This window comes from Lactobacillus sp. ESL0684, assembly GCF_029392675.1.
In the GTDB taxonomy this organism is placed as follows: domain Bacteria; phylum Bacillota; class Bacilli; order Lactobacillales; family Lactobacillaceae; genus Lactobacillus.
In genome coordinates this window covers 1719975-1738518 of record NZ_CP113941.1, presented here as the reverse complement: position 1 = coordinate 1738518, position 18544 = coordinate 1719975, and the positions used below count along the sequence as shown (strand labels likewise).

The 18544-nt window shown below is 37.5% G+C and carries 17 protein-coding genes and 1 pseudogene; 16 read left to right on the top strand and 2 right to left on the bottom strand.

All coding sequences use genetic code 11. From position 1 onward, the window contains the following. Positions 1-44: 44 nt before the first annotated feature. The 6 genes from OZX56_RS08490 to OZX56_RS08465 all read left to right on the top strand — a co-directional run bounded on the left by OZX56_RS08490 (position 45) and on the right by OZX56_RS08465 (position 5350). Entirely contained in the window at positions 45-1160 is a 1116-nt protein-coding gene (locus OZX56_RS08490; RefSeq protein ID WP_277139581.1) for a YibE/F family protein, read from the top strand. Then, on the top strand, positions 1157-1918 hold the full coding sequence (locus tag OZX56_RS08485) for a YibE/F family protein (protein WP_277125543.1): 762 nt from the start codon (positions 1157-1159) through the stop codon (positions 1916-1918). Before OZX56_RS08490 ends, OZX56_RS08485 begins: the two co-directional genes overlap by 4 nt. Beyond that, the gene (locus tag OZX56_RS08480) at positions 1915-2736 is read left to right on the top strand and encodes an alpha/beta hydrolase (protein WP_277139580.1); all 822 of its coding nucleotides are present in this window, start codon (positions 1915-1917) and stop codon (positions 2734-2736) included. The genes OZX56_RS08485 and OZX56_RS08480 overlap by 4 nt, the downstream gene beginning before the upstream one ends. A gap of 211 nt (positions 2737-2947) precedes the next feature. Beyond that, complete coding sequence (locus OZX56_RS08475) at positions 2948-3223, top strand: hypothetical protein (protein WP_277125546.1); 276 nt, start codon at positions 2948-2950, stop codon at positions 3221-3223. A 157-nt stretch (positions 3224-3380) separates the two neighbouring features. After that, positions 3381-4835, top strand: a complete 1455-nt coding sequence (locus OZX56_RS08470; protein ID WP_277125547.1) for a DASS family sodium-coupled anion symporter — start codon at positions 3381-3383, stop codon at positions 4833-4835. Positions 4836-5002: 167 nt separating this feature from the next. Next, positions 5003-5350 (top strand): hypothetical protein, encoded by a 348-nt coding sequence (locus OZX56_RS08465; protein ID WP_277139579.1) that lies wholly within the window; start codon positions 5003-5005, stop codon positions 5348-5350. A gap of 81 nt (positions 5351-5431) precedes the next feature. On the opposite strand, the gene OZX56_RS08460 is transcribed toward OZX56_RS08465, so the two are convergent. Continuing rightward, positions 5432-5794: an aggregation promoting factor surface protein gene (locus OZX56_RS08460; RefSeq protein WP_277139578.1), complete on the bottom strand. Its 363-nt coding sequence runs from the start codon at positions 5792-5794 to the stop codon at positions 5432-5434. Between the two features lie 155 nt (positions 5795-5949). On the opposite strand from OZX56_RS08460, the gene OZX56_RS08455 reads away from it, so the two are divergent. Continuing rightward, on the top strand, positions 5950-8493 hold the full coding sequence (locus OZX56_RS08455) for a M1 family metallopeptidase (RefSeq protein ID WP_277139577.1): 2544 nt from the start codon (positions 5950-5952) through the stop codon (positions 8491-8493). A 63-nt stretch (positions 8494-8556) separates the two neighbouring features. On the opposite strand, the gene OZX56_RS08450 is transcribed toward OZX56_RS08455, so the two are convergent. After that, positions 8557-9768: a L,D-transpeptidase family protein gene (locus OZX56_RS08450; RefSeq protein WP_277139576.1), complete on the bottom strand. Its 1212-nt coding sequence runs from the start codon at positions 9766-9768 to the stop codon at positions 8557-8559. 102 nt (positions 9769-9870) lie between these two features. Here OZX56_RS08450 and OZX56_RS08445 point away from each other — a divergent pair, with 102 nt between their 5' ends. From OZX56_RS08445 to OZX56_RS08405, 9 genes and pseudogenes are all read left to right on the top strand, one after another. Next, positions 9871-10677, top strand: a complete 807-nt coding sequence (locus OZX56_RS08445) for a DUF4931 domain-containing protein (RefSeq protein WP_277139575.1) — start codon at positions 9871-9873, stop codon at positions 10675-10677. Continuing rightward, a complete protein-coding gene (locus OZX56_RS08440; protein ID WP_277139574.1) occupies positions 10664-11605 on the top strand; it encodes an alpha/beta hydrolase in 942 nt (313 codons plus the stop codon). The genes OZX56_RS08445 and OZX56_RS08440 overlap by 14 nt, the downstream gene beginning before the upstream one ends. Before the next feature lie 94 nt (positions 11606-11699). Next, positions 11700-12314, top strand: coding sequence for an ECF transporter S component (locus OZX56_RS08435; RefSeq protein WP_277139573.1), 615 nt, complete (start codon positions 11700-11702; stop codon positions 12312-12314). 34 nt (positions 12315-12348) lie between these two features. After that, the gene (locus OZX56_RS08430) at positions 12349-12606 is read left to right on the top strand and encodes a hypothetical protein (protein ID WP_277139572.1); all 258 of its coding nucleotides are present in this window, start codon (positions 12349-12351) and stop codon (positions 12604-12606) included. A gap of 119 nt (positions 12607-12725) precedes the next feature. Further along, a complete protein-coding gene (locus OZX56_RS08425; protein WP_277139571.1) occupies positions 12726-13496 on the top strand; it encodes a zinc ribbon domain-containing protein in 771 nt (256 codons plus the stop codon). A 20-nt stretch (positions 13497-13516) separates the two neighbouring features. After that, on the top strand, positions 13517-14935 hold the full coding sequence (locus tag OZX56_RS08420; RefSeq protein ID WP_277139570.1) for a zinc-ribbon domain-containing protein: 1419 nt from the start codon (positions 13517-13519) through the stop codon (positions 14933-14935). Between the two features lie 133 nt (positions 14936-15068). Continuing rightward, a complete protein-coding gene (locus OZX56_RS08415; RefSeq protein ID WP_277139569.1) occupies positions 15069-15818 on the top strand; it encodes an ABC transporter ATP-binding protein in 750 nt (249 codons plus the stop codon). A gap of 10 nt (positions 15819-15828) precedes the next feature. Further along, positions 15829-17634 (top strand): ABC transporter permease, encoded by a 1806-nt coding sequence (locus tag OZX56_RS08410; protein WP_277139568.1) that lies wholly within the window; start codon positions 15829-15831, stop codon positions 17632-17634. A gap of 166 nt (positions 17635-17800) precedes the next feature. Beyond that, positions 17801-18496 (top strand): annotated as a pseudogene (locus tag OZX56_RS08405) (transporter substrate-binding domain-containing protein); the annotation flags it as partial. Positions 18497-18544 lie beyond the last annotated feature (48 nt).

The following is an 18544-nucleotide window of genomic DNA, read 5'->3' as shown; positions in this document are numbered from 1 at the left end:
TAGATCATGATATGGTAAGCGAATATCAAGTTAGGATGAGCAAATTGAAAAAGACTAGGCGGCGCTATTTTTTAGCACTAATGGTGGCAGTAATTGGACTTATTTTAACTGTCTGTACTTATTTAGCCACTGATATTTATAATAAGGATGATGTAGCTGTTATTACCGATCACGCTATCAAGGATACTTTGGTAGAGAAAAGTACAGATGTTTACGGTAATAAAGATGAAACTCGAAAGCAAATTCTGCACCTAAAGGTTTTATCTGGTAAACACAAGGGTGAAAAGTTTACGACGACTAATCTCTACTATCCATCACAATTGGTAACGCAAAAGTATCGCGCGGGGCAGCGAATCTTTGTTAACATCAAGCATCATGATCCCGCTATCCAAAATCCAAAGCGTGATTGGGTGTTAGTCCTGTCCTTGACCGTGACAGTTGCCCTGATGGTAGTGGTAGCGGGTCGGCAGACAATTGGCCTAGTAGTTTCGATGGCACTGAGTTGGTTGATCTTTTATTTAGTCATTATTTTAGACGTGAAGCTGAATGGGTCATACATCATTTTATTATTTAGTTTAGCCGATATTGTCTTCTCCTTCTTCAGCTTATTAATCGTGCAAGGATTAAATCGTAAAATGCTGGCAACGTGGTTGGCTACTTTATTAGGGACATTTGTTTCTTTTGCTTTATGTTACTTAATAATGCAACTAACAGGTGAGTCTGAGATTAAATATGAAATGGGCGATTACGCGACGCAAGACCCACGAGGAATTTTTCTAGCACAAACACTATTAGGAATCTTGGGTGCAGTAATGGATGAAGCAACAGACATAGTTTCCAGTTTATCTGAATTGGTTGAAACCAAAAAAGATTTAACAGCTAGACAGTTGATCAACAGTGGACGAACAATTGGCCAAGAGATTATGGGACCGCTAATTAATGTTTTGGTTTTAATTTTTATGTCAGAAGCATTACCGATGACTATTATTTATTTACGTGATAACAATAGCTTAGGGTCAACTTTTGGCTTTACCTTATCACTGGGGGCGACGCAAAGTGTAATTTCCGCAATTGGCATAGTTCTAACTGTTGTCTTTGCAACAGGCTGTAGTCTGCTGTTTTTAGAAGAAAAAAGACGCAAAGTGAGGGATGAAAATTGAGTACGTTAACTGCTTTAGTGATTGTTTTGGCAATTTTAATGACCATAGTTGGCGGAGAAACCGGTATTCGTAGCTTTTTTAGTGTCTTAATCAATACCATGTTACTAATCTTGGTAGCAATTATGATATCTTGGGGGATTAGCATTCCCCTCCTAATTTTGATTTTTGTACCATTAAAATTAGTTACGATTATCTTTTTGGGAACACATGATTATCAAGTTGCTAAGAACTCGTTTTATGTATCGCTGATTGTTTGTTTGCTAGTTAGCGTTGTAATTCTTGGCTGTGAGTGGCTAGCTCAAGCGGCAGGGCTGGGACCAGAAGCCGGTGAAATGTTGGTAGGCTTGTCACAGATGCCGGGATTGAGTTATCCGTTAATTTCCGTAGCCGTAGCAATGTTTTCAGCACTTGGAGCTGTAGCTGAGGCAGCTGTTTCTATAAGTTCAGGTCTATTAGAAATTAAGAAGCATAATCCTCAGATTAGTCAGGACGATTTGTTAGCTAGTGGGAGTAAAATTGGCAATGATGTGTTGGGAACAGCGATGAATACGATACTTTTTGGGATGTTTGGTAGCTTTCTTTCATTATTTCTATGGTACTTTCGGCTACATTATACTTTTGGTGAAGTGGTAAATGATAAGATGTTCGTTAATGAGGCTTTGGTAGTATTGTATTCGCTGATTGGTGTGTTATTGACAGTTCCGCTATCATCAGCCTTATTGACTAAAACGATGGTAAAACAAGAGGTGAAAAAATGAAAATTGCAGATGTAACTTTAACTAATTTTAATGGACGTAAGTTTAAGATTCATACGTATACTTTGGCTAAAATCGGTGAGTTGCGAACACCTAAACATCCACTCGCAATTGTAATTCCTGGTGGTAGCTTTGATCATTTATCCAAGCGTGAAGGTGAGCCAATTGCCTTAGCTTTTAATAATTGCGGTTTTAATAGTGTCGTCATGGAGTATAACTTGGTGCAAGATGAAGGTGAGATTTATCCTGATGCGGCGCTCGATGTTTTGGCAACTGTGCAATATTATCGTGAGCATGCACAAGAATATCAAATTGATCCTGATAAGATTGTAACGATTGGTTTTTCTGCAGGTGGGCATGTTGCCAGTATTGCTAACTATTTAGCTACTTCGGTAAAATACCAAACGGAATATGATTTTGAGCAAGCTGAGGTTCTGCCAAATAAGACGATCTTAGGTTATCCCTTAATTGATATTGAAAAGATTGGCTTTAAGGTACCAGAAGATGAAGAATCGATGGTACCAGAAGATCGGTATCTCAAAGATAGTTCGTTAGGAGTTACACGTGAAACACCTGCAACTTTTATCTTTCATGCTTGGGATGACCCGATGGTATTAGTTACCAACACACTGGAATATATTGCTGCGTTGCATGAACATCAAGTACCTTGTGAAGTTCATTTATTTAATCAAGGTGGTCATGGCTTTTCGCTAGCTCGCGGCGATATGGTAACTAAGGGACGCGAATGGCAAGAAAATCCTCATGCGGCACATTGGTTTGAGTTAGCACAAGAATGGCTAGCAAGTGAATGGGGACAATAAATGATGTTTGTTCCCAATTTATGTTTAAGTATTAGTTAAAAAACGATCTATGTGGGTCGTTTTTTTAATTAGCTGTTTGGCAAAAGCAGTTGTTATGGCGTCTAATGAGATAAAAATTAAAAAGCTTGAATTATTTTATGCAAAAGTATTGCATTTATTTTTTAGGGGTATATAATACAGACATTTATATCGAAAGAAGGGACATGATTTTATGAAGTTATTAAAGATTAGAATGTGGATGGCGATTAATGGCTTGTTGACTCTAAGTAGTCTGATCATGTTGTTCTTTGGGTTATGCAGACAAGTTGATAAGTCAGAAGACTTATTTGCACGTGAGCAATCGATGACTATGAATAGTAATACCGATCTAGTTATTGCTGGATCTGTTATGTCATTAATTGTTTTTGGAGTAGCCTTTTTTGCTAGTTGGATTAAGACTCGGAAGGCGCAAGCACACGCCATGAGGCACCATGCACATCATGCTTAATTAGTATTTTTTTAAATAAATCGCAGAAACACTCTTGGGTAGCCAAGGGTGTTTTTGTATGTTCTTAAGTTTAATTGTAACTATAAGATGTGCAAAAAAGCCCTTTACCTCAGCAACGAATATGATACTATGGTGATTATGTCTAGAAGGAGGATTTATGAAAAATCTAGCGAAAATAAACTATTCTAAATTTATTTTGCCATTAGTGGCAGGATTAGCAATTTGGTTTACCACGGCAATTCGCCCAGCGGGAGTGAGTGTTCAGGCCTGGCAAATGTTAGCCATTTTCGTGGCGACTATTTTAGGTTGTATCACGCAGCCACTACCAATTGCAGGAGTGACGCTGATCGGTTTCACCTTGACTATTTGTCTAGGACTGGTTCCTTTAGCTGATAAAGTAGTCGATGGTAAGGTAATTGCCAAGGGTGCAGTCGATGCTTTTAGTAATTCGTCTGTTTGGCTGATTGCCATGGCTTTTATGATCTCACGTGGGATTGTGAAGACGGGATTAGGCCGTAGAATTGCCTTGTATTTTATTAAGTGGTTTGGTAAAAAATCACTTGGTCTAGGCTATGCCATTGGGGCAATTGATTTGATTATTTCACCTGCTACACCATCAAATGGTGCACGGGCTGGTGGGGTGGTTTACCCATTAATTCAATCACTTGCAGATACGTTTGATTCTAAGCCTAACGATCCATCAAGAAAAAAGATGGGTGCATATTTAACCTTTACGGAATTTCAAGTTAATATTATTACTTCATCGTTATTTATGACGGCCTGTGCACCGAATCTAATTGCGGTAGCGATGGCTGGTAAAGCTGGCGTAACTTTGAGCTGGATGAATTGGCTTTTAGCCAGTATTGTGCCAGCGGCAATTTGTTTAGCAGTAATTCCATTTTTTGTTTATAAAATGTATCCGCCAGAAATTAAGGAAACGCCAAATGCCAAAGAGTGGGCTGATAGCCAATTAGCTGAGATGGGTAAATTTAGTTTGCCAGAAAAAATGATGAGTCTAATCTTCGCGATTACTTTGATTTTATGGATGCTATCGAGTACTTTAAATATTGATGCAACTTTGATTGCCTTTATTTCCGTTTCATTATTGTTATTTACTGGCATTTTGACGCCAAATGATTTGTTGCACGAAACAGGTGCTTGGAACATTTTGATCTGGATGTCTGTCTTAATCTTTATGGCGGAAAAGCTAACCCAATTTGGCTTTATCGGTTGGATTTCCAGCAGTATTTCGGCTGGTTTAAAGGGTGTAAATTGGCTCTTAGTGTTAATTATTTTAGCGTTAGTTCTCTTTTACACACACTATTTATTTGCTAGTGCAACTGCACACAACTCAGCAATGTATCTGCCACTATTAACTGTAGCAATTGCTGCAGGCGCTCCAAAGATGATGGCTGCTCAATTTTTAGCTTTCTTTTCTGCAATCATGGGGTCAACAACTCACTATTCGAGTCCGGCAGCTTCGGTCTTAGCGGCTTCGGGCTATGTTAAACAAAATGAATGGTGGAAGATGAGCTTTGTTTTCGGAATTTTCTATATTCTAGTCTACGGAGTAATTGGCTTAGGCTGGATGAAGATTATTGGTATGTGGTAAATTGTTTATAGGGAATTTTTAGTTAGTTACTTTAATAAAAAGTGCTAATCCGTTAAAACCATAGATTTTAGCGGATTTTTTGATGCAATTAGTAAATTAGCCTTTGAAAAGTCTCCAATTCAAGAATTAGACTTATCAAAAAAAGCAGATAGTGAGGAATTTATGCGATGAGTGGTAGTGTTCGTGAGAACAGTATTATGATTGCTGATCTGGCTTATGACAAAGGACGTAGGCTAGGTTCTAAAATTAGACCAGTATTTGTAGTTAGGAATGGTAATCAAAAAATCACTTATTACAAAATAACAAGTCAATTTTCTCATAAACCCGAATATCTTAAGAGCATGTATTTTGAAATTAAAGATTGGTTATCTGCGGGACTAAGGCAACCGTCATGGATAGACACGGTTGCTTTACGTAGAGTGGAGGAACAGTACGTAGTTGTAAAATTTGTTGGTTATTTGTCAGCTAGGGATGAAGCCAGATTTATAAAGTTTTTATCCAATCAAAAATCATAAGTACGTTTGGAAATTATATCCAACTAAAAAACAACCTAGCAGATTTGCTAGGTTGTTTTTGTATATCTAGGAATGAAAAGTTTAATACCAATGATGTGATTGCCAAAACTTCTTGGCATTTACCCATGAACCATAACGGTTCTTGACATATCTGTCCGCCGTTTTGTTCTGATTCTTTTTAGAATAGTCACCATGAAGGTAACCAATATTTAATTGAAACTTGCCATAACAAGCACCATTACGTGCGTGATAGTTACCACCAGATTCGCGTTGTGCAATCCAGTTCTTGGCGTTGCGTTCACGCTTAGATAACTTAGCAGCTTGAACTGTTTGGGTACTTGGATTATGGTTGGTTACTTCACAGACAGCGATTAAGCTGCAGGCTAGCATTAACGCTGAAAGAATCTTTAAAATTAAACTTTTACTTTTCCGCAATTTCTTCATTCCTTAAAAACTAGATTTATTACTATTGAATATAGTACGCTTAAAATATTTCATTGTTGTTACAGAAATAACACGCCTGCCTTACATTCAACTTTTCTGCAATTTAGCCGTATTTTTGGTAAAATTTATAATGAATATTAATTTAGGAGGAAATTATGGCTGCCAAACATTTTTATGAAACTTTTCAGCCTGATCATTATGATTTATTCATTGATATAGATCGGGAAAAGAAGACAATTACGGGAACATCAACCATTACTGGTGAAGCGGTTGAAGAAACGATTTTTATTAATCAAAAATTCATGAACATCATTTCAGTTAAGGAGGACGACCGTGAGCTGCCGTTTACTGTTGATGATGATAAAGAGGCGATTGTGATTGATCTTGGCCATAGTGGTCAAGTGACGGTTGCAGTTGCTTATAGCGCCCCACTAACTGATACTATGATGGGGATTTATCCATCTTATTACATGCTTGATGGTGTGAAGAAACAGATTATTGGAACCCAATTTGAAACTACGTCTGCAAGACAAGCTTTTCCTTGTGTTGACGAGCCTGAAGCAAAAGCTACTTTTACTTTGGCGTTGAAATATGATGAGCACCCTGGTGAAGTAACGATCGCCAACATGCCAGAAGCTAAGGTTGAAGATGGCGTACACTACTTTGCAAAGTCAGTTAGAATGTCAACTTATCTAGTTGCCTTTGCCTTTGGTGAATTACAATCTAAGCTCACAGAAACTAAAGATGGTGTGCAAGTTGGCGTTTTTGCGACTAAGGCACATCAGCCTAAGGAATTAGACTTTGCTTTAGATATTGCTAAACGTTCAATTGAATTTTACGAGGAATTTTACCAAACTAAATATCCATTACCACACTCATGGCAATTAGCTCTGCCAGATTTTTCTGCTGGAGCTATGGAAAATTGGGGTCTAGTCACTTATCGTGAAGCAGCTATTTTACTTGATCCAGATAACGCAACAGTTGCGCAAAAAGGCTACGTTGCTACCGTAATTGCCCATGAATTAGCACATCAATGGTTTGGTGACCTAGTAACGATGAAGTGGTGGGATGATCTGTGGCTTAATGAAAGTTTTGCCAATATGATGATGTACTTATCAATCGATGCTATCGAACCTGATTGGCACGTCTGGGATAATATGTATCAGACGGGTGAGGTTCCAATGGCTTTAAATCGGGATGCAACTGATGGCGTCCAGTCTGTCCATGTTGAAGTTGAACACCCAGCAGATATTGATTCCCTGTTTGACAGTGCGATTGTCTATGCCAAAGGTTCTAGAATGCTGGTAATGGTACGCAAACTCTTGGGCGATGATGCGTTGCGTGCTGGATTGAAATATTACTTTGAACAACATCAATATGGCAATGCTACTGGCGATGATTTGTGGAATGCATTATCAACAGCGACCGATTTAGATATTGGCGAGATTATGCATACTTGGTTAGATCAACCAGGTTATCCGGTTGTCACTGCTAAGGTGGCTGATAATGGACACTTAATTTTAGAGCAGCAACAATTTTTTGCTGGTGAAGGTGAAGACAAAGGTCGTCTTTGGGCAATCCCGCTAAATGCTAACTTTGAAGCACCAAAGATTATGACTAAAGCAGAAGTTGATTTGGGTAATTATCAAAAATTGCGTGAAAATGCAGGTCATGCATTACGCTTGAATGTTGGTAATAGCTCACACTTTATCGTTAACTATGATGAAACTTTGATGTCAGATATTATGACTGAACTGAATGAGTTAACAGCAGTTGATCAATTGCAACTATTGCAAGATTTAGGGTTGTTAGCAGAAGGCAAGCAGGTTTCTTATGCCGAAATTGTACCGTTATTGCCTAAGTTTGCTAATTCTAAATCAAATATTGTGATTAATTCCTTATTCGATTTAGCTAGAAAATTGCGTAAGTTTGTTACTCCTGCTTCGATTGAAGAAAAGAACTTAAAACAATTCTTTAATCAATTGTCGCACGCGCAAGTTGCACGGTTAGGCTGGGAGTCACAAGCTAATGATTCTATGGAAGATTTGCAAATGCGTCCACTAGAACTTTCGGCAGCTCTTTATGCTGAAAATCAAGCGGTTATTGCAACGGGTCATCAAATCTTCAACGATTACCAGTCTAAGTTAGCTAGTTTAGATGCTGCAATTCGTCCATATGTCTTGATGAATGAAGTTAAGAATTATGCTAGAACAGGCTTAGTTGAGCAGCTAATTAAGGAATATCAGGCAGCAGTTGATCCATATTATAAGGAAGACTTGTTATCAGCAATTACCAGTACCAAGGATGAGCAGGAAATTGATCGAATTATTGCTGATTTTGGAGATGCTGATGTAATTAAGCCGCAAGACTTACGCTCTTGGTATTATAATGTTTTAGCTGAGCCAAAAGGGCAGCAGGCTGCGTGGGATTGGTTACGAGATAAATGGTCTTGGCTAGAACAGACAGTTGGTGGCGATATGTCATTTACTTCGTATATTACAGTCACCGCCAGAGTTTTCCATACACCAGAACGTTTAGCTGAATTCAAGGCCTTCTTTGAACCTAAGATTAATCAACCAGGTTTAGGTCGTGAAATTCAGATGGATACTAGATCAATTGCTACCAAAGTTGATTTAATTGAACATGAAAAAACTGCGGTTAATGAAGCTATTAAAACAAATTTGGCAATCGAAGATTAATTAGTTTAAATTTAAACATATAAAAACACCTCGCTGACTAAACGAGGTGTTTTTGTGCTGCTATTAATCGTAAACAATTACAGCTTCATGCTTGATTACATTATGCCAAACAGGTTTGATTTCACTAGGTTTGATATTGATGCAGCCGTGTGAGCCACCGCGCAGATATGCTTTCTTGCTCCAGTCAGTGCGCCAACTAGCATCGTGAAGACCACAACCACTGAGTGTAAACGGCATCCAATATTGCACTTTGGATGAATATTTTGAACCATCATCATTATTACCTCGTAAGGTAGCTGGAGACTGTTTATATTGAATGTACCAGACACCTACAGGCGTGCGGTTTCCTTTGCCGCCATTCTTGGTGCCTGTGACGACATCAGTTAAGTGAACAGCTAGTTTACCCTTGCGGATAATCCATAGTTCTTGTTTTTTAAGTGAAATCACGACGTAATTGTCGCCAATGCCATGATTACTTTTGCCATATCCTAGTCCATAGGTGCTGTATCCTAAACCGTAAATATAGTTTTTACCATCAAGTGTCTTAGTACCGTCTAAAAAAGCTTGTTCGATTGCCGATTGGGCTTTTTTGGTATAAATCCCCCAACCATAGCTTTGATTTTTCACAGTAATTTTGTTGCCATTAACTTTTTTATGGACTGGAACCGTGAATTTATAGCTTTGGTGTAAGGTAGAAACACTATTATTCATTTGGTTAAGCTTAGCCGTTAAGTTTTCAACATTAGTAAAGCTGTATTTACCATTTTTAAAGGTCGCTTGATTAATTAACTTTTGTGCTTTTAGTTTAAAAGTTTTACCAGCTATCTGATAATCAATTTCGGCATGACTAACGTTCTTGAATTTTTGCTTAGCCTTAGCGAGTGCTTGGAAACGGTAGTTGTAATTACGTTTGTCAGGCATAGCAGTGTGTTGTTTTTTGAAGTATTGCGCGACTGTTTGCTTATCAATTGTATTAATACTTGGATCGCGTTCGATTGAAACTTTGCCTTGCTCTAATAAAACTAAGTTATTAGCATGAGCATTGATTTTTTTAGTAGCCTTATTGATAGTTAAATTGCCAACTTTAACCCCATAAATGCTAACATTAGGATTAAAGTGATTAGTAGCAAATTCTCTAGCTTGTTTTTGAGATTCGACATGTTGGTTATATAGCACAACGCCGAAGACAATTAATAAGCTTAAAATAATGCCAGCAGTGATTAAATAGAGATTATTGCGATTATTGTGTTTTTTTAAATCTTTTCTTGATTGCATAATTCACCCACTATAATTAAAGCTTTTTGAAATTATTTGCTGTTTAAGTTTATCATCTATTGTAAGGTTAGTAAAACACCAGTTTTTATTTGGGAGGTTATTATGGAAATGAAGCCATTAGTTTTTGAATTGGCAGTTGCTAAAAATAAGCCACATTCATATCGGAAAACTAAAAACAAGGCAATTTGTCCCTTTTGCCAAGTTGCAGATTTAACAGATATTTATCAGCAAACTGGGGACATGATTTGGTTGCATAATAAATTTCCAACCTTGCGTGATACGGTGCAGACAGTCTTGATTGAAGCGAGTGATCATCATGGGGATATTGTTAATTATTCGGTTGCTTATAATCGCCGATTACTTAGCTTTGCTTTAGATTGCTTTAACAAAATGCAGCAAAGCAAGTTGTTTAAATCAGTTCTTTGGTATAAAAATTACGGGCCACATTCAGGTGGTTCGTTAGTTCATCCCCATATGCAACTGGTTGCTCTTAATAAGGTTGATGGTTACAGTTATATTAATGAAAAGAACTTTTCTGGGATAACGTTATTCAATGAGGAGGATGTCGAAGTAAATGTTGCAACTCAGCCAGTTCAAGGCTATGAAGAGCTGAATATTAACTTGCTCAATATTGCTGGAGTAAACTTATGGGCTGATTGGATTCAAATAGGAGTTAAATATCTACTGAGCGTTATGAATCAGGGACGAGCTGACTCATATAATCTATTTTTTTATCCACGGGAAATGGGAGGAATTTGTGCTAAGTTAGTTCCTCGCTTTGCGGCGCCACCATATTTTGTAGGTTATAAGTTGTCACAGGTTAATGATGAGGTAACTTTAGCAAATGAAGCAAAGAAACTTAGGGCTTTTTATGAGCAGCAACAGGAGGTAAATAATGAAGAAGACTAACGTAATTTTGACCACTAGTTTACTAGCATGGGCAGGATTACGTGCCAAGATGGGAACTAGCGTTGCTAGTACTCTAATTGAGCAAGGATTGCGAGTTATCAAGCCGTTTCCTGCACTGACACCTATAACCTATCAAGCAGCTTTACACAAGTCTAATGAACCATATCATTTGCCAACTTATGCCAAAAAAATGGGTTTTAAACCTTGGAACGAGCGCGGAGATGTTTTTTGTATCACTAAATATGCCAGTAGTAAAAAGACCGTGTTCTTTTTACATGGTGGAGCGTATTGGGAGCAGCCACTATATTTTCATTTTGCCACGCTCAAAAAATTAGCTTGTAAATTGCATGCCCAAGTTGTTCTGCCCATTTACCCTAAAGCACCAAGTGCTGACGCAATTGTTGCCAACCAAATGGTGTTAGAGGTTTATCAAGAATTATTTAGAACAGTTGCACCTAGAAATATTTTTGTAATGGGTGATTCTGCAGGTGGGGGATTAGCATTGGCAATGCTTGAGCAGGTCACAAAATTGCAGTTACCACAACCTAAGCTAGCGATTTTATTTTCGCCTTGGTTAGACGTTGCAACATCTGATCCGCGAATTCCCGAAATTCAACCAAACGATCACCTTTTGCAGGCAACAGACTTACGATTGCGTGGGCAAATTTATGCAGGTAAGTTGTCTAAAACCAATCCTTTAGTTAGTCCAGTTTATGGCAAACTAACCGGCCTAGTGCCTATCTATGTTTTTACAGGAACACACGATATTTTATACTTTGATGCTTTACGACTGGCGCAATTAGCTAAGGTGCAAAAATTGCTGGTAAAAACACTTATTTATCCTAAAATGGATCATGATTTTATTTTGTACCCGATTCCTGAAGCACGTCAGGCTTTAAACCGAGTAGTAAAAATAGTTAATGGCTAGTTGTTTATTAAAATAATATATACGATTTGCTTATTAGACAGTTTAGTCATATAATGACAAATAATTTTAAAGTAAATACCTTGAGGAGATTTAAATGCAGAGAAAGCAAACTAGGAATTTGGCGATTACCGCTATGTTTGTTGCAATATTTTTATTGCAGACCTTTGTTCCCAATATTGGCTATATTCGAATTTTGCCGACTTTACCTGCCATTACAACCGTGCCACTAACTGTGGCTGTTTATGGTTTATTGATGGGCCCTAAAGCTGGAACACTGTTTGGTCTATTTTGGGGATTATTACGACTGTTTCAGGCTTACACACAACCAGGTGATATTGTCAGTTTAATGCTGTTCCAAAATGTATTTATTTCATTGACTCCAAGTATCTTAGCAGGATTATTTGCTGGCTTAATTGGTAAATTGCTGCATAACAAGAAGCAAGTTGCTCAAGGTTGGGGTTATTTATTTGCTGGGGCAGTTACGTCTTTGACCAATACGGTTGTGGTAATTGTTTTAACGAGTGTGATTTTTATGGGAAATTCAGGTAAACTAGTAGCTAATTTAGGGCAGACGACTCCCAACACACCGCTAATTGTAATTTTAATTGGCGCACTAGGCCTTAATGGCTTAATTGAAGCTGCGTTTACGGCAATTGTAACGCCAATTATTGTGACACCGTTACGCCAAGTTATGAAACGGTTGCGCTAGTGAGTTAAGTTATTTTTTAGGAAGGAAAAAAACTATGAAATTTAAGAAACCACTATTGATAACTCTAGTCTTCGGTTTATTGCTACTGGTAGGACTATCTCTACCAGTTAAAACGCAAGCCAAAAATACTGATAATCCAACGGTTGCTACGCAATTGCGAGCTAGTTGGGATAATTGTTGGGGTCGTAATGATCGTCAACGTGCAGTGCCACGCAATAATGAAAGAAGAATTTATCGGCGTGGTTGTGGCAATCGACAGACAGTTAATTGTGCTGTACAAGATGATGAATAGAAACTAATTTATAGTATGTTAAGAGTGGGAAAATCCGCTCTTTTTTAATGCACTAAATTATATTAAACTAAAGATGACAATAAAAGGGAGTAGTTAACCTAAATTTAGGAGGAAAATGAATGAAAAAGTGTCCTAATTGTGCGACGATAATGCAAGATGATGTTAACTTTTGTACTAATTGTGGGGCTGATTTACGTAATGTTGCCAAAATGGCAGTTAATCGTAAAACTTTCCAGGCAGATGTTAATCAAAGTCAAGCAGATTTTGAAGATGAAAGTGACCAAGAGCCAATTGATCAAATGCAGGGTTATTGGCAGTGGCTGGTGAAGTCTTGGCAACATCCGTTTACCAGACTGCCAAGCACTAGCTGGTATGGAGCAGTCACTTTGTTAATTGAAGATTTGTTATTGGTATTAGGCTTCTACATTGGTTTAAATAGTTATGGTAGCCAGCAAGCGTTTTTTGTTAACATTCCATTTATTACAGTCTTTGAGGTATTATTTTTTGTAATTTTATTAGAAGCAGCTTTTACTGGGGTGAATTACTTGGTTGATCGCTTTATTTATGGACCCAAAAATAGTTTCCTGACCTTTTTTAATCATGCAGTGCAGTGCTCGAATTTAAATTTGATTTTGATTGCTGCTGTCTTTATCTTTATGATGATGGGAGCAGGTGGTCAGATTTTTGCAGTCATTCTAAGTTTGATTAGTCTTAATCTATTTGTGCTTGCCGTACAAGTAGTATTACTAGGTGATTCTGATCCGATTCGTGACAAGATGTATGGCATAATGCTGGCTTTATTTGCAAGCTTTATGGTTGAAATAGTTTGGCTGATGTTGGCGTATAATACAGTTGTTTTACAATTCATTACTTATTTTAGTCACATGTAGTAACAAGCGAGGTGTAGAAGATGGGGAAAAAGTTTTGTCCGCAATGTGGCAATCAGGTAAATGCTGATGTTAAGTTTTGTCCGCATTGCGGGGCTGATTTAACTAATGTAGCTAGCAGGCCGGCAACTGCTGGTGAGACGAAAAAGGCTGCTTCGCCTAAGCGTCAAGCAGTAGCAAGTAAGCCGCAACCAGTTAAAAAGAAAACTAAATTTATTTTGATTGCAGCGGTTGTCGTATTTGTTTTGTTTGGCGTTTTTTATGCTTGGGGTAGTAATCATTACAGTCGCAGTAATCAAATTGATCAAATCATGGTTAGTTTGAAGAATCCGCAAATGCCATTAGCAAAATACGTAACTACTGATGATTATGCCATGAAGGTAACAGATGAGTCGCTAAAGCCAACCCAAAAATATTATCAAGCACATCAATCTACTGCTAATAATTTGGCGATCGCTCTCAAGTCAGGTACTAGTTTGGATCAAGTAAGTCTTAAACAATCGGGGCGCTATTTGTTGTTTTTCCCGAAATATACGCTGCATCTAAATACTTATACGCCGCAAGTCAAAACCAATCATGCTAATTCAACGGTATTGATTAATGGCCAAGCAGTTGGTCAGGCTAAAGGTGACGGCGAATATTATCAAAAGCTAAAACCACTGTTTCCTGGTAAATATCAATTTGAAGTTAAGTCAAGTGTTGCCAAACGCACTCTAAAGGCGAATGCTAATGTTAATATTTGGTCCAACAAGACAGTGAACTTGAATATTAAAACCGCGACTTTTACTATTAAGAGTCTACCTGGTGCCAAGGTTTATCTCAACGATCATCAGGTTGGTAAATTAGCTAATGGTAGTAAGACCTTTAAGGATTATCCGATAACCAATAATATGGAGGTTTATGTTACTACTAATGTTGGCAACGAGGTTTTGCGATCAAAGGTGATTACTGATTTGCCTTCGGCAGTTGCTGCGCAAGACGATGATGATTTTAGTGATGATATTGACTTTGATGACGGTAGAATCATCTTGTATCCGCAATGGAAAGGCTTGATTGATAAAGATGAAGCCGAAGACGCATTAGAAGCAGCTTTTAATGGTCCCGATAGTAGCAATTTTATTGGTGGATCTGATAATAGTAGTTATCAGGAATTACACAAAATGTTGCGTGGATTTGATCACAATGATTCAACTGATTATTATGATATTGACTGTGATGTGGTGGCAATCAATCCAGCGCCAAATAACTCTAGCAGTGTAACTTATAAAGTTACCTATGATTTTGAAAAGAGCAATGGTGATGAGCATACGCAAGTTATGCTCTATAAGAATGGGCTTTTTCAACTTGATGGCAATGAGCAGAAGATTAAGTCAATCGGTGGTGGAACAATTATCCGAGATACTACGGATGATTCCAATGAATATGACGACGATGATGATTAAATAGTTTTAAAAGATAAATCTTTCTAAAGAAATTGAAGGATTTATCTTTTTTTGTGCAAATATTTGACAAAATTAATACTAGATATTAGTGTGTTAGTAAGTTAATACGCAAATACTTTGAGGAGGATGTATAATGACTGAAATTTTACGAGTAGATCATGCTACTAAAACTTACGGTAAACGTGGTGAAAAACAATATCAAGCTCTAAAGGGCATTAATTTTACCGTTGAACCGGGTGAATTTGTGGCAATTATGGGAGCCTCAGGCTCTGGTAAGACGACCTTGCTTAATATTCTTTCAACTCTTGATAAGCCAACTACGGGACATGTTTTTATTAATCATGAGGATATTAGCACACTGAATGCTAATCAAATGGCAGATTTTAGAAGTAAGCAAATTGGCTTTATTTTTCAAGATTTTAACTTGTTGGAAAACTTGACTAACCGTGAAAATATCGCACTGCCGCTAACGTTGCGCGGGCTTTCAGTTAGACGAGTAAATCCATTAGTTGATAAGATTGCACAGCGTTTAGGGATTGAAGAAATTTTGGCTAAATATCCTAGCGAACTGTCAGGCGGACAAAAGCAAAGAGTGGCTTCAGCCAGAGCATTAGTGCATGAGCCAACCATTTTACTGGCTGACGAACCAACAGGGGCGTTGGATTCAAAAAGTGCCAGAGAATTATTGGATACAATGGATAATTTAAATCGAAACGATAATGTGACTACTTTAATGGTAACGCATGATCCATTTTCGGCTAGTTTTGCTAATCGAATTCTATTCATTAAGGATGGCAAGATTGGAGAGCAAATGCTTAAAGGGCAGCAGTCACGGCAAGAGTTTTATCACTTGCTGATCGATCACTTAGGTACGGAAGAATAAGGAGCAAAATATGATTTGGAAATTATCTTTAACAGGTATTAAAAGCCGGTTTAGAGACTATGCCGTATTGTTTTCCGGGTTAGTTGTTGCTAGTACCATTTTTTATATGTTTTTAACATTAGCGACTAATCCGTCATTTATGACTCATGATGTTAATGCGCCATCGAATTATTTAACTTTTATCTTTGGCTTCGGAATTGTGTTGTTAGTAGTAATTACACTGGTCTATCTCACCTACGCGAATTCATTTTTGCTTAGTATGCGTAAGCATGATTATGGGATGTTTATGATGTTAGGGGCTAAGAATTCAAGAATTGGTTTATTGATATTTTGTGAAACCCTAGTTATTGGCATCTTGGCTGCACTTTTGGGAATTGGGATCGGCTTTGGGCTGACAGCATTAGTTTCAAAATTGCTGATTAATAATTTAGGATTACAAATTTCTCACTTCCAAGCAATTTTGCCTAGTGCAATTCTTTGGACCTTAGTTTTCTTCATTGTTATTTTCTTTTTTGGGGCATTACACAATAGTCGCAAGTTAACTCACACTAAAGTTATTGACTTGCTACATGAAGATCAACAACCTGTTAAACTAACTAAACGTTCATTCTTACACTCGATTGAGGCAGTGTTAGGAATAGCTTTGCTTGCAGCTGGATATCATATTATGAATATGCCTGCTACGGCAATCTTCTTCATTGTGCCGGCAGCATTAGTCACGATTGTTTTAGGTTCATATTTTACCTTTAACTCATTCTTTGGAGCGGTAGTTGGCTTTTTAATCAATCGTAAAAGCTTTTCATACCATGGCATTAGAATGTTTACCTTGGGACAATTGAAGTTTCGCTTGCGTGATTATACGCGGATCTTAACGGTAATTTCGCTACTCTTTGCTTTAGCATTGGGAGCAATTACGGTTGGCTTGAAGTTTGATTCTTTAAAAGACTTGGCACAGAATAATACTTATTATGATGCGACTATTGTTAGCGATTCTCCTGCAATCAAGCGTGATGTGGCTAAATTAGATATTAAAGATGAGCAGACGTATCATTATAAGGAAACTAGCAAGGAGCTATATTTTAATCGAGCTGAACTTGAAAAACAGCCGCTAAAGCATATGAAGTTTACCTATAAGAACCATGAAGAATCATGGCATCAGGTAACTTTGCCAACCAGTCAATTAGATAAACCAAGAACGGATGCTAATAATACTTTTGGCGGCATGGTTCCTAATGGCTTACCAAAGATCATTCATTTGGTTTCACTGCAAAAATTGCAGGAAATTAACGGGCAGAATAAATTCGTTTCATACTTACGAGTTACAGATTTTGGTAAAGATTATCCAACTATTCTGAGTATTGAAAAACGAGAGGCAAAGGAGAATGCGGCTTTCAAAGATATCTTCCAAACTAGTAAGGCAAATAATTATCAAATGATGATTGGTTTAGCCAGTGGTTTTGAATTTATGGGTTTCTTTTTAGGGCTGGCCTTTTTAACCATGCTAGCTTCGACTTTAATGTTTAAAGTTTTGAGTGGTGCAGCAAGTGACAAGGTTCGCTACAAGATGCTTTACAAGATTGGTGCCAGACAACAAGTATTGCGGCGATCAATTAAACAAGAGATTGGGACTTTGTTCCTATTACCTGGAGTTTTGGGGATAATTGATGTGCTATTTGGACTCAGATTATTCAGAACACTTCTGCCCGATCCGTATAGTAATATTTGGGTACCATTTGTGATTTTTATTGTACTGTATTTAGGTTATTATTTAGTAACGGTTAAGCTTTACGAAAATATAGTTTTAAAGCAAGAATAACTTATTAAAATTTAACAAGACTGATTTCTATTTAGGTAGAATCAGTCTTTTTTTGTTAGTCAAGTTGTGTATTAATTCCCTTTATAGCTTAGTAAGTTTATAATTAATAGGGATAATGAGTTTATTTGTAGTTATCTAATTTAGTTTAATGTAAGGAGTAAAGATTATGCATAACCGATTGCGTAGAAGCATGTTAGGTGTGATTTTCTTAGGAATAATGGCAGTGCTGATTGGTAGTTTCACTGATCAAGCACAGGCTAAGACTTATGAAATCGGCACAGATGTTACTTATCCACCATTTGAATTTGCTAACGATAATAATCGATATGTTGGCATTGATATTGATATTATTAATGCGGTTGCTAAAGAAGAGGGCTTTAAGGTTAAGACCAAGCAGGTTGGCTTTAATGGTGCAGTTCAATCTGTCCAGTCTGGTCAGTTAGACGGTATTATTGCTGGGATGACAATCACCAAAGAACGGCAAGCAAAGTTTGACTTTGGGACACCATATTTTAAGACTGGTGTGGTGATGGCTGTTGGTAACAATAGCAAGATTCGCGGCTTTAAGGATTTAAAGGGCAAGCGCGTGGCACTCAAGACTGGAACCGCTGCTGCTCAATATGCTAATAGTTTAAAGAAAAAATATGGTTTTAAAACAGTTACGTTTGATGACTCCGATAATATGTATCAGGATGTTGTTACTGGTAATTCTGTGGCCTGTTTTGAAGATCAGCCTGTGATGCAGTATGCCATTAATCAGGGCATGAAATTAAAGATTGTCACTAAAGCTGCAAATACTGGTTGGTATGGTTTTGCAGTTAAAAAGGGTACGAATCAAGAATTGATCCGTAAGTTTAACGCGGGTTTTGCAAAGATCAAAGCCAATGGTACTTATAACAAAATTGTGGGT

Excerpts from the sequence above, each read along its gene's own strand:
- OZX56_RS08430 (WP_277139572.1), top strand. The coding sequence starts at position 12,349 with ATGAAATTTAAGAAACCACTATTGATAACTCTAGTCTTCGGTTTATTG.
- OZX56_RS08445 (WP_277139575.1), top strand. The coding sequence starts at position 9,871 with ATGGAAATGAAGCCATTAGTTTTTGAATTGGCAGTTGCTAAAAATAAG.
- OZX56_RS08455 (WP_277139577.1), top strand. The coding sequence starts at position 5,950 with ATGGCTGCCAAACATTTTTATGAAACTTTTCAGCCTGATCATTATGAT.
- OZX56_RS08415 (WP_277139569.1), top strand. The coding sequence starts at position 15,069 with ATGACTGAAATTTTACGAGTAGATCATGCTACTAAAACTTACGGTAAA.
- OZX56_RS08450 (WP_277139576.1), bottom strand. The coding sequence starts at position 9,768 with ATGCAATCAAGAAAAGATTTAAAAAAACACAATAATCGCAATAATCTC.
- OZX56_RS08410 (WP_277139568.1), top strand. The coding sequence starts at position 15,829 with ATGATTTGGAAATTATCTTTAACAGGTATTAAAAGCCGGTTTAGAGAC.
- OZX56_RS08470 (WP_277125547.1), top strand. The coding sequence starts at position 3,381 with ATGAAAAATCTAGCGAAAATAAACTATTCTAAATTTATTTTGCCATTA.
- OZX56_RS08480 (WP_277139580.1), top strand. The coding sequence starts at position 1,915 with ATGAAAATTGCAGATGTAACTTTAACTAATTTTAATGGACGTAAGTTT.
- OZX56_RS08475 (WP_277125546.1), top strand. The coding sequence starts at position 2,948 with ATGAAGTTATTAAAGATTAGAATGTGGATGGCGATTAATGGCTTGTTG.
- OZX56_RS08440 (WP_277139574.1), top strand. The coding sequence starts at position 10,664 with ATGAAGAAGACTAACGTAATTTTGACCACTAGTTTACTAGCATGGGCA.
- OZX56_RS08425 (WP_277139571.1), top strand. The coding sequence starts at position 12,726 with ATGAAAAAGTGTCCTAATTGTGCGACGATAATGCAAGATGATGTTAAC.
- OZX56_RS08460 (WP_277139578.1), bottom strand. The coding sequence starts at position 5,794 with ATGAAGAAATTGCGGAAAAGTAAAAGTTTAATTTTAAAGATTCTTTCA.
- OZX56_RS08420 (WP_277139570.1), top strand. The coding sequence starts at position 13,517 with ATGGGGAAAAAGTTTTGTCCGCAATGTGGCAATCAGGTAAATGCTGAT.
- OZX56_RS08465 (WP_277139579.1), top strand. The coding sequence starts at position 5,003 with ATGAGTGGTAGTGTTCGTGAGAACAGTATTATGATTGCTGATCTGGCT.
- OZX56_RS08435 (WP_277139573.1), top strand. The coding sequence starts at position 11,700 with ATGCAGAGAAAGCAAACTAGGAATTTGGCGATTACCGCTATGTTTGTT.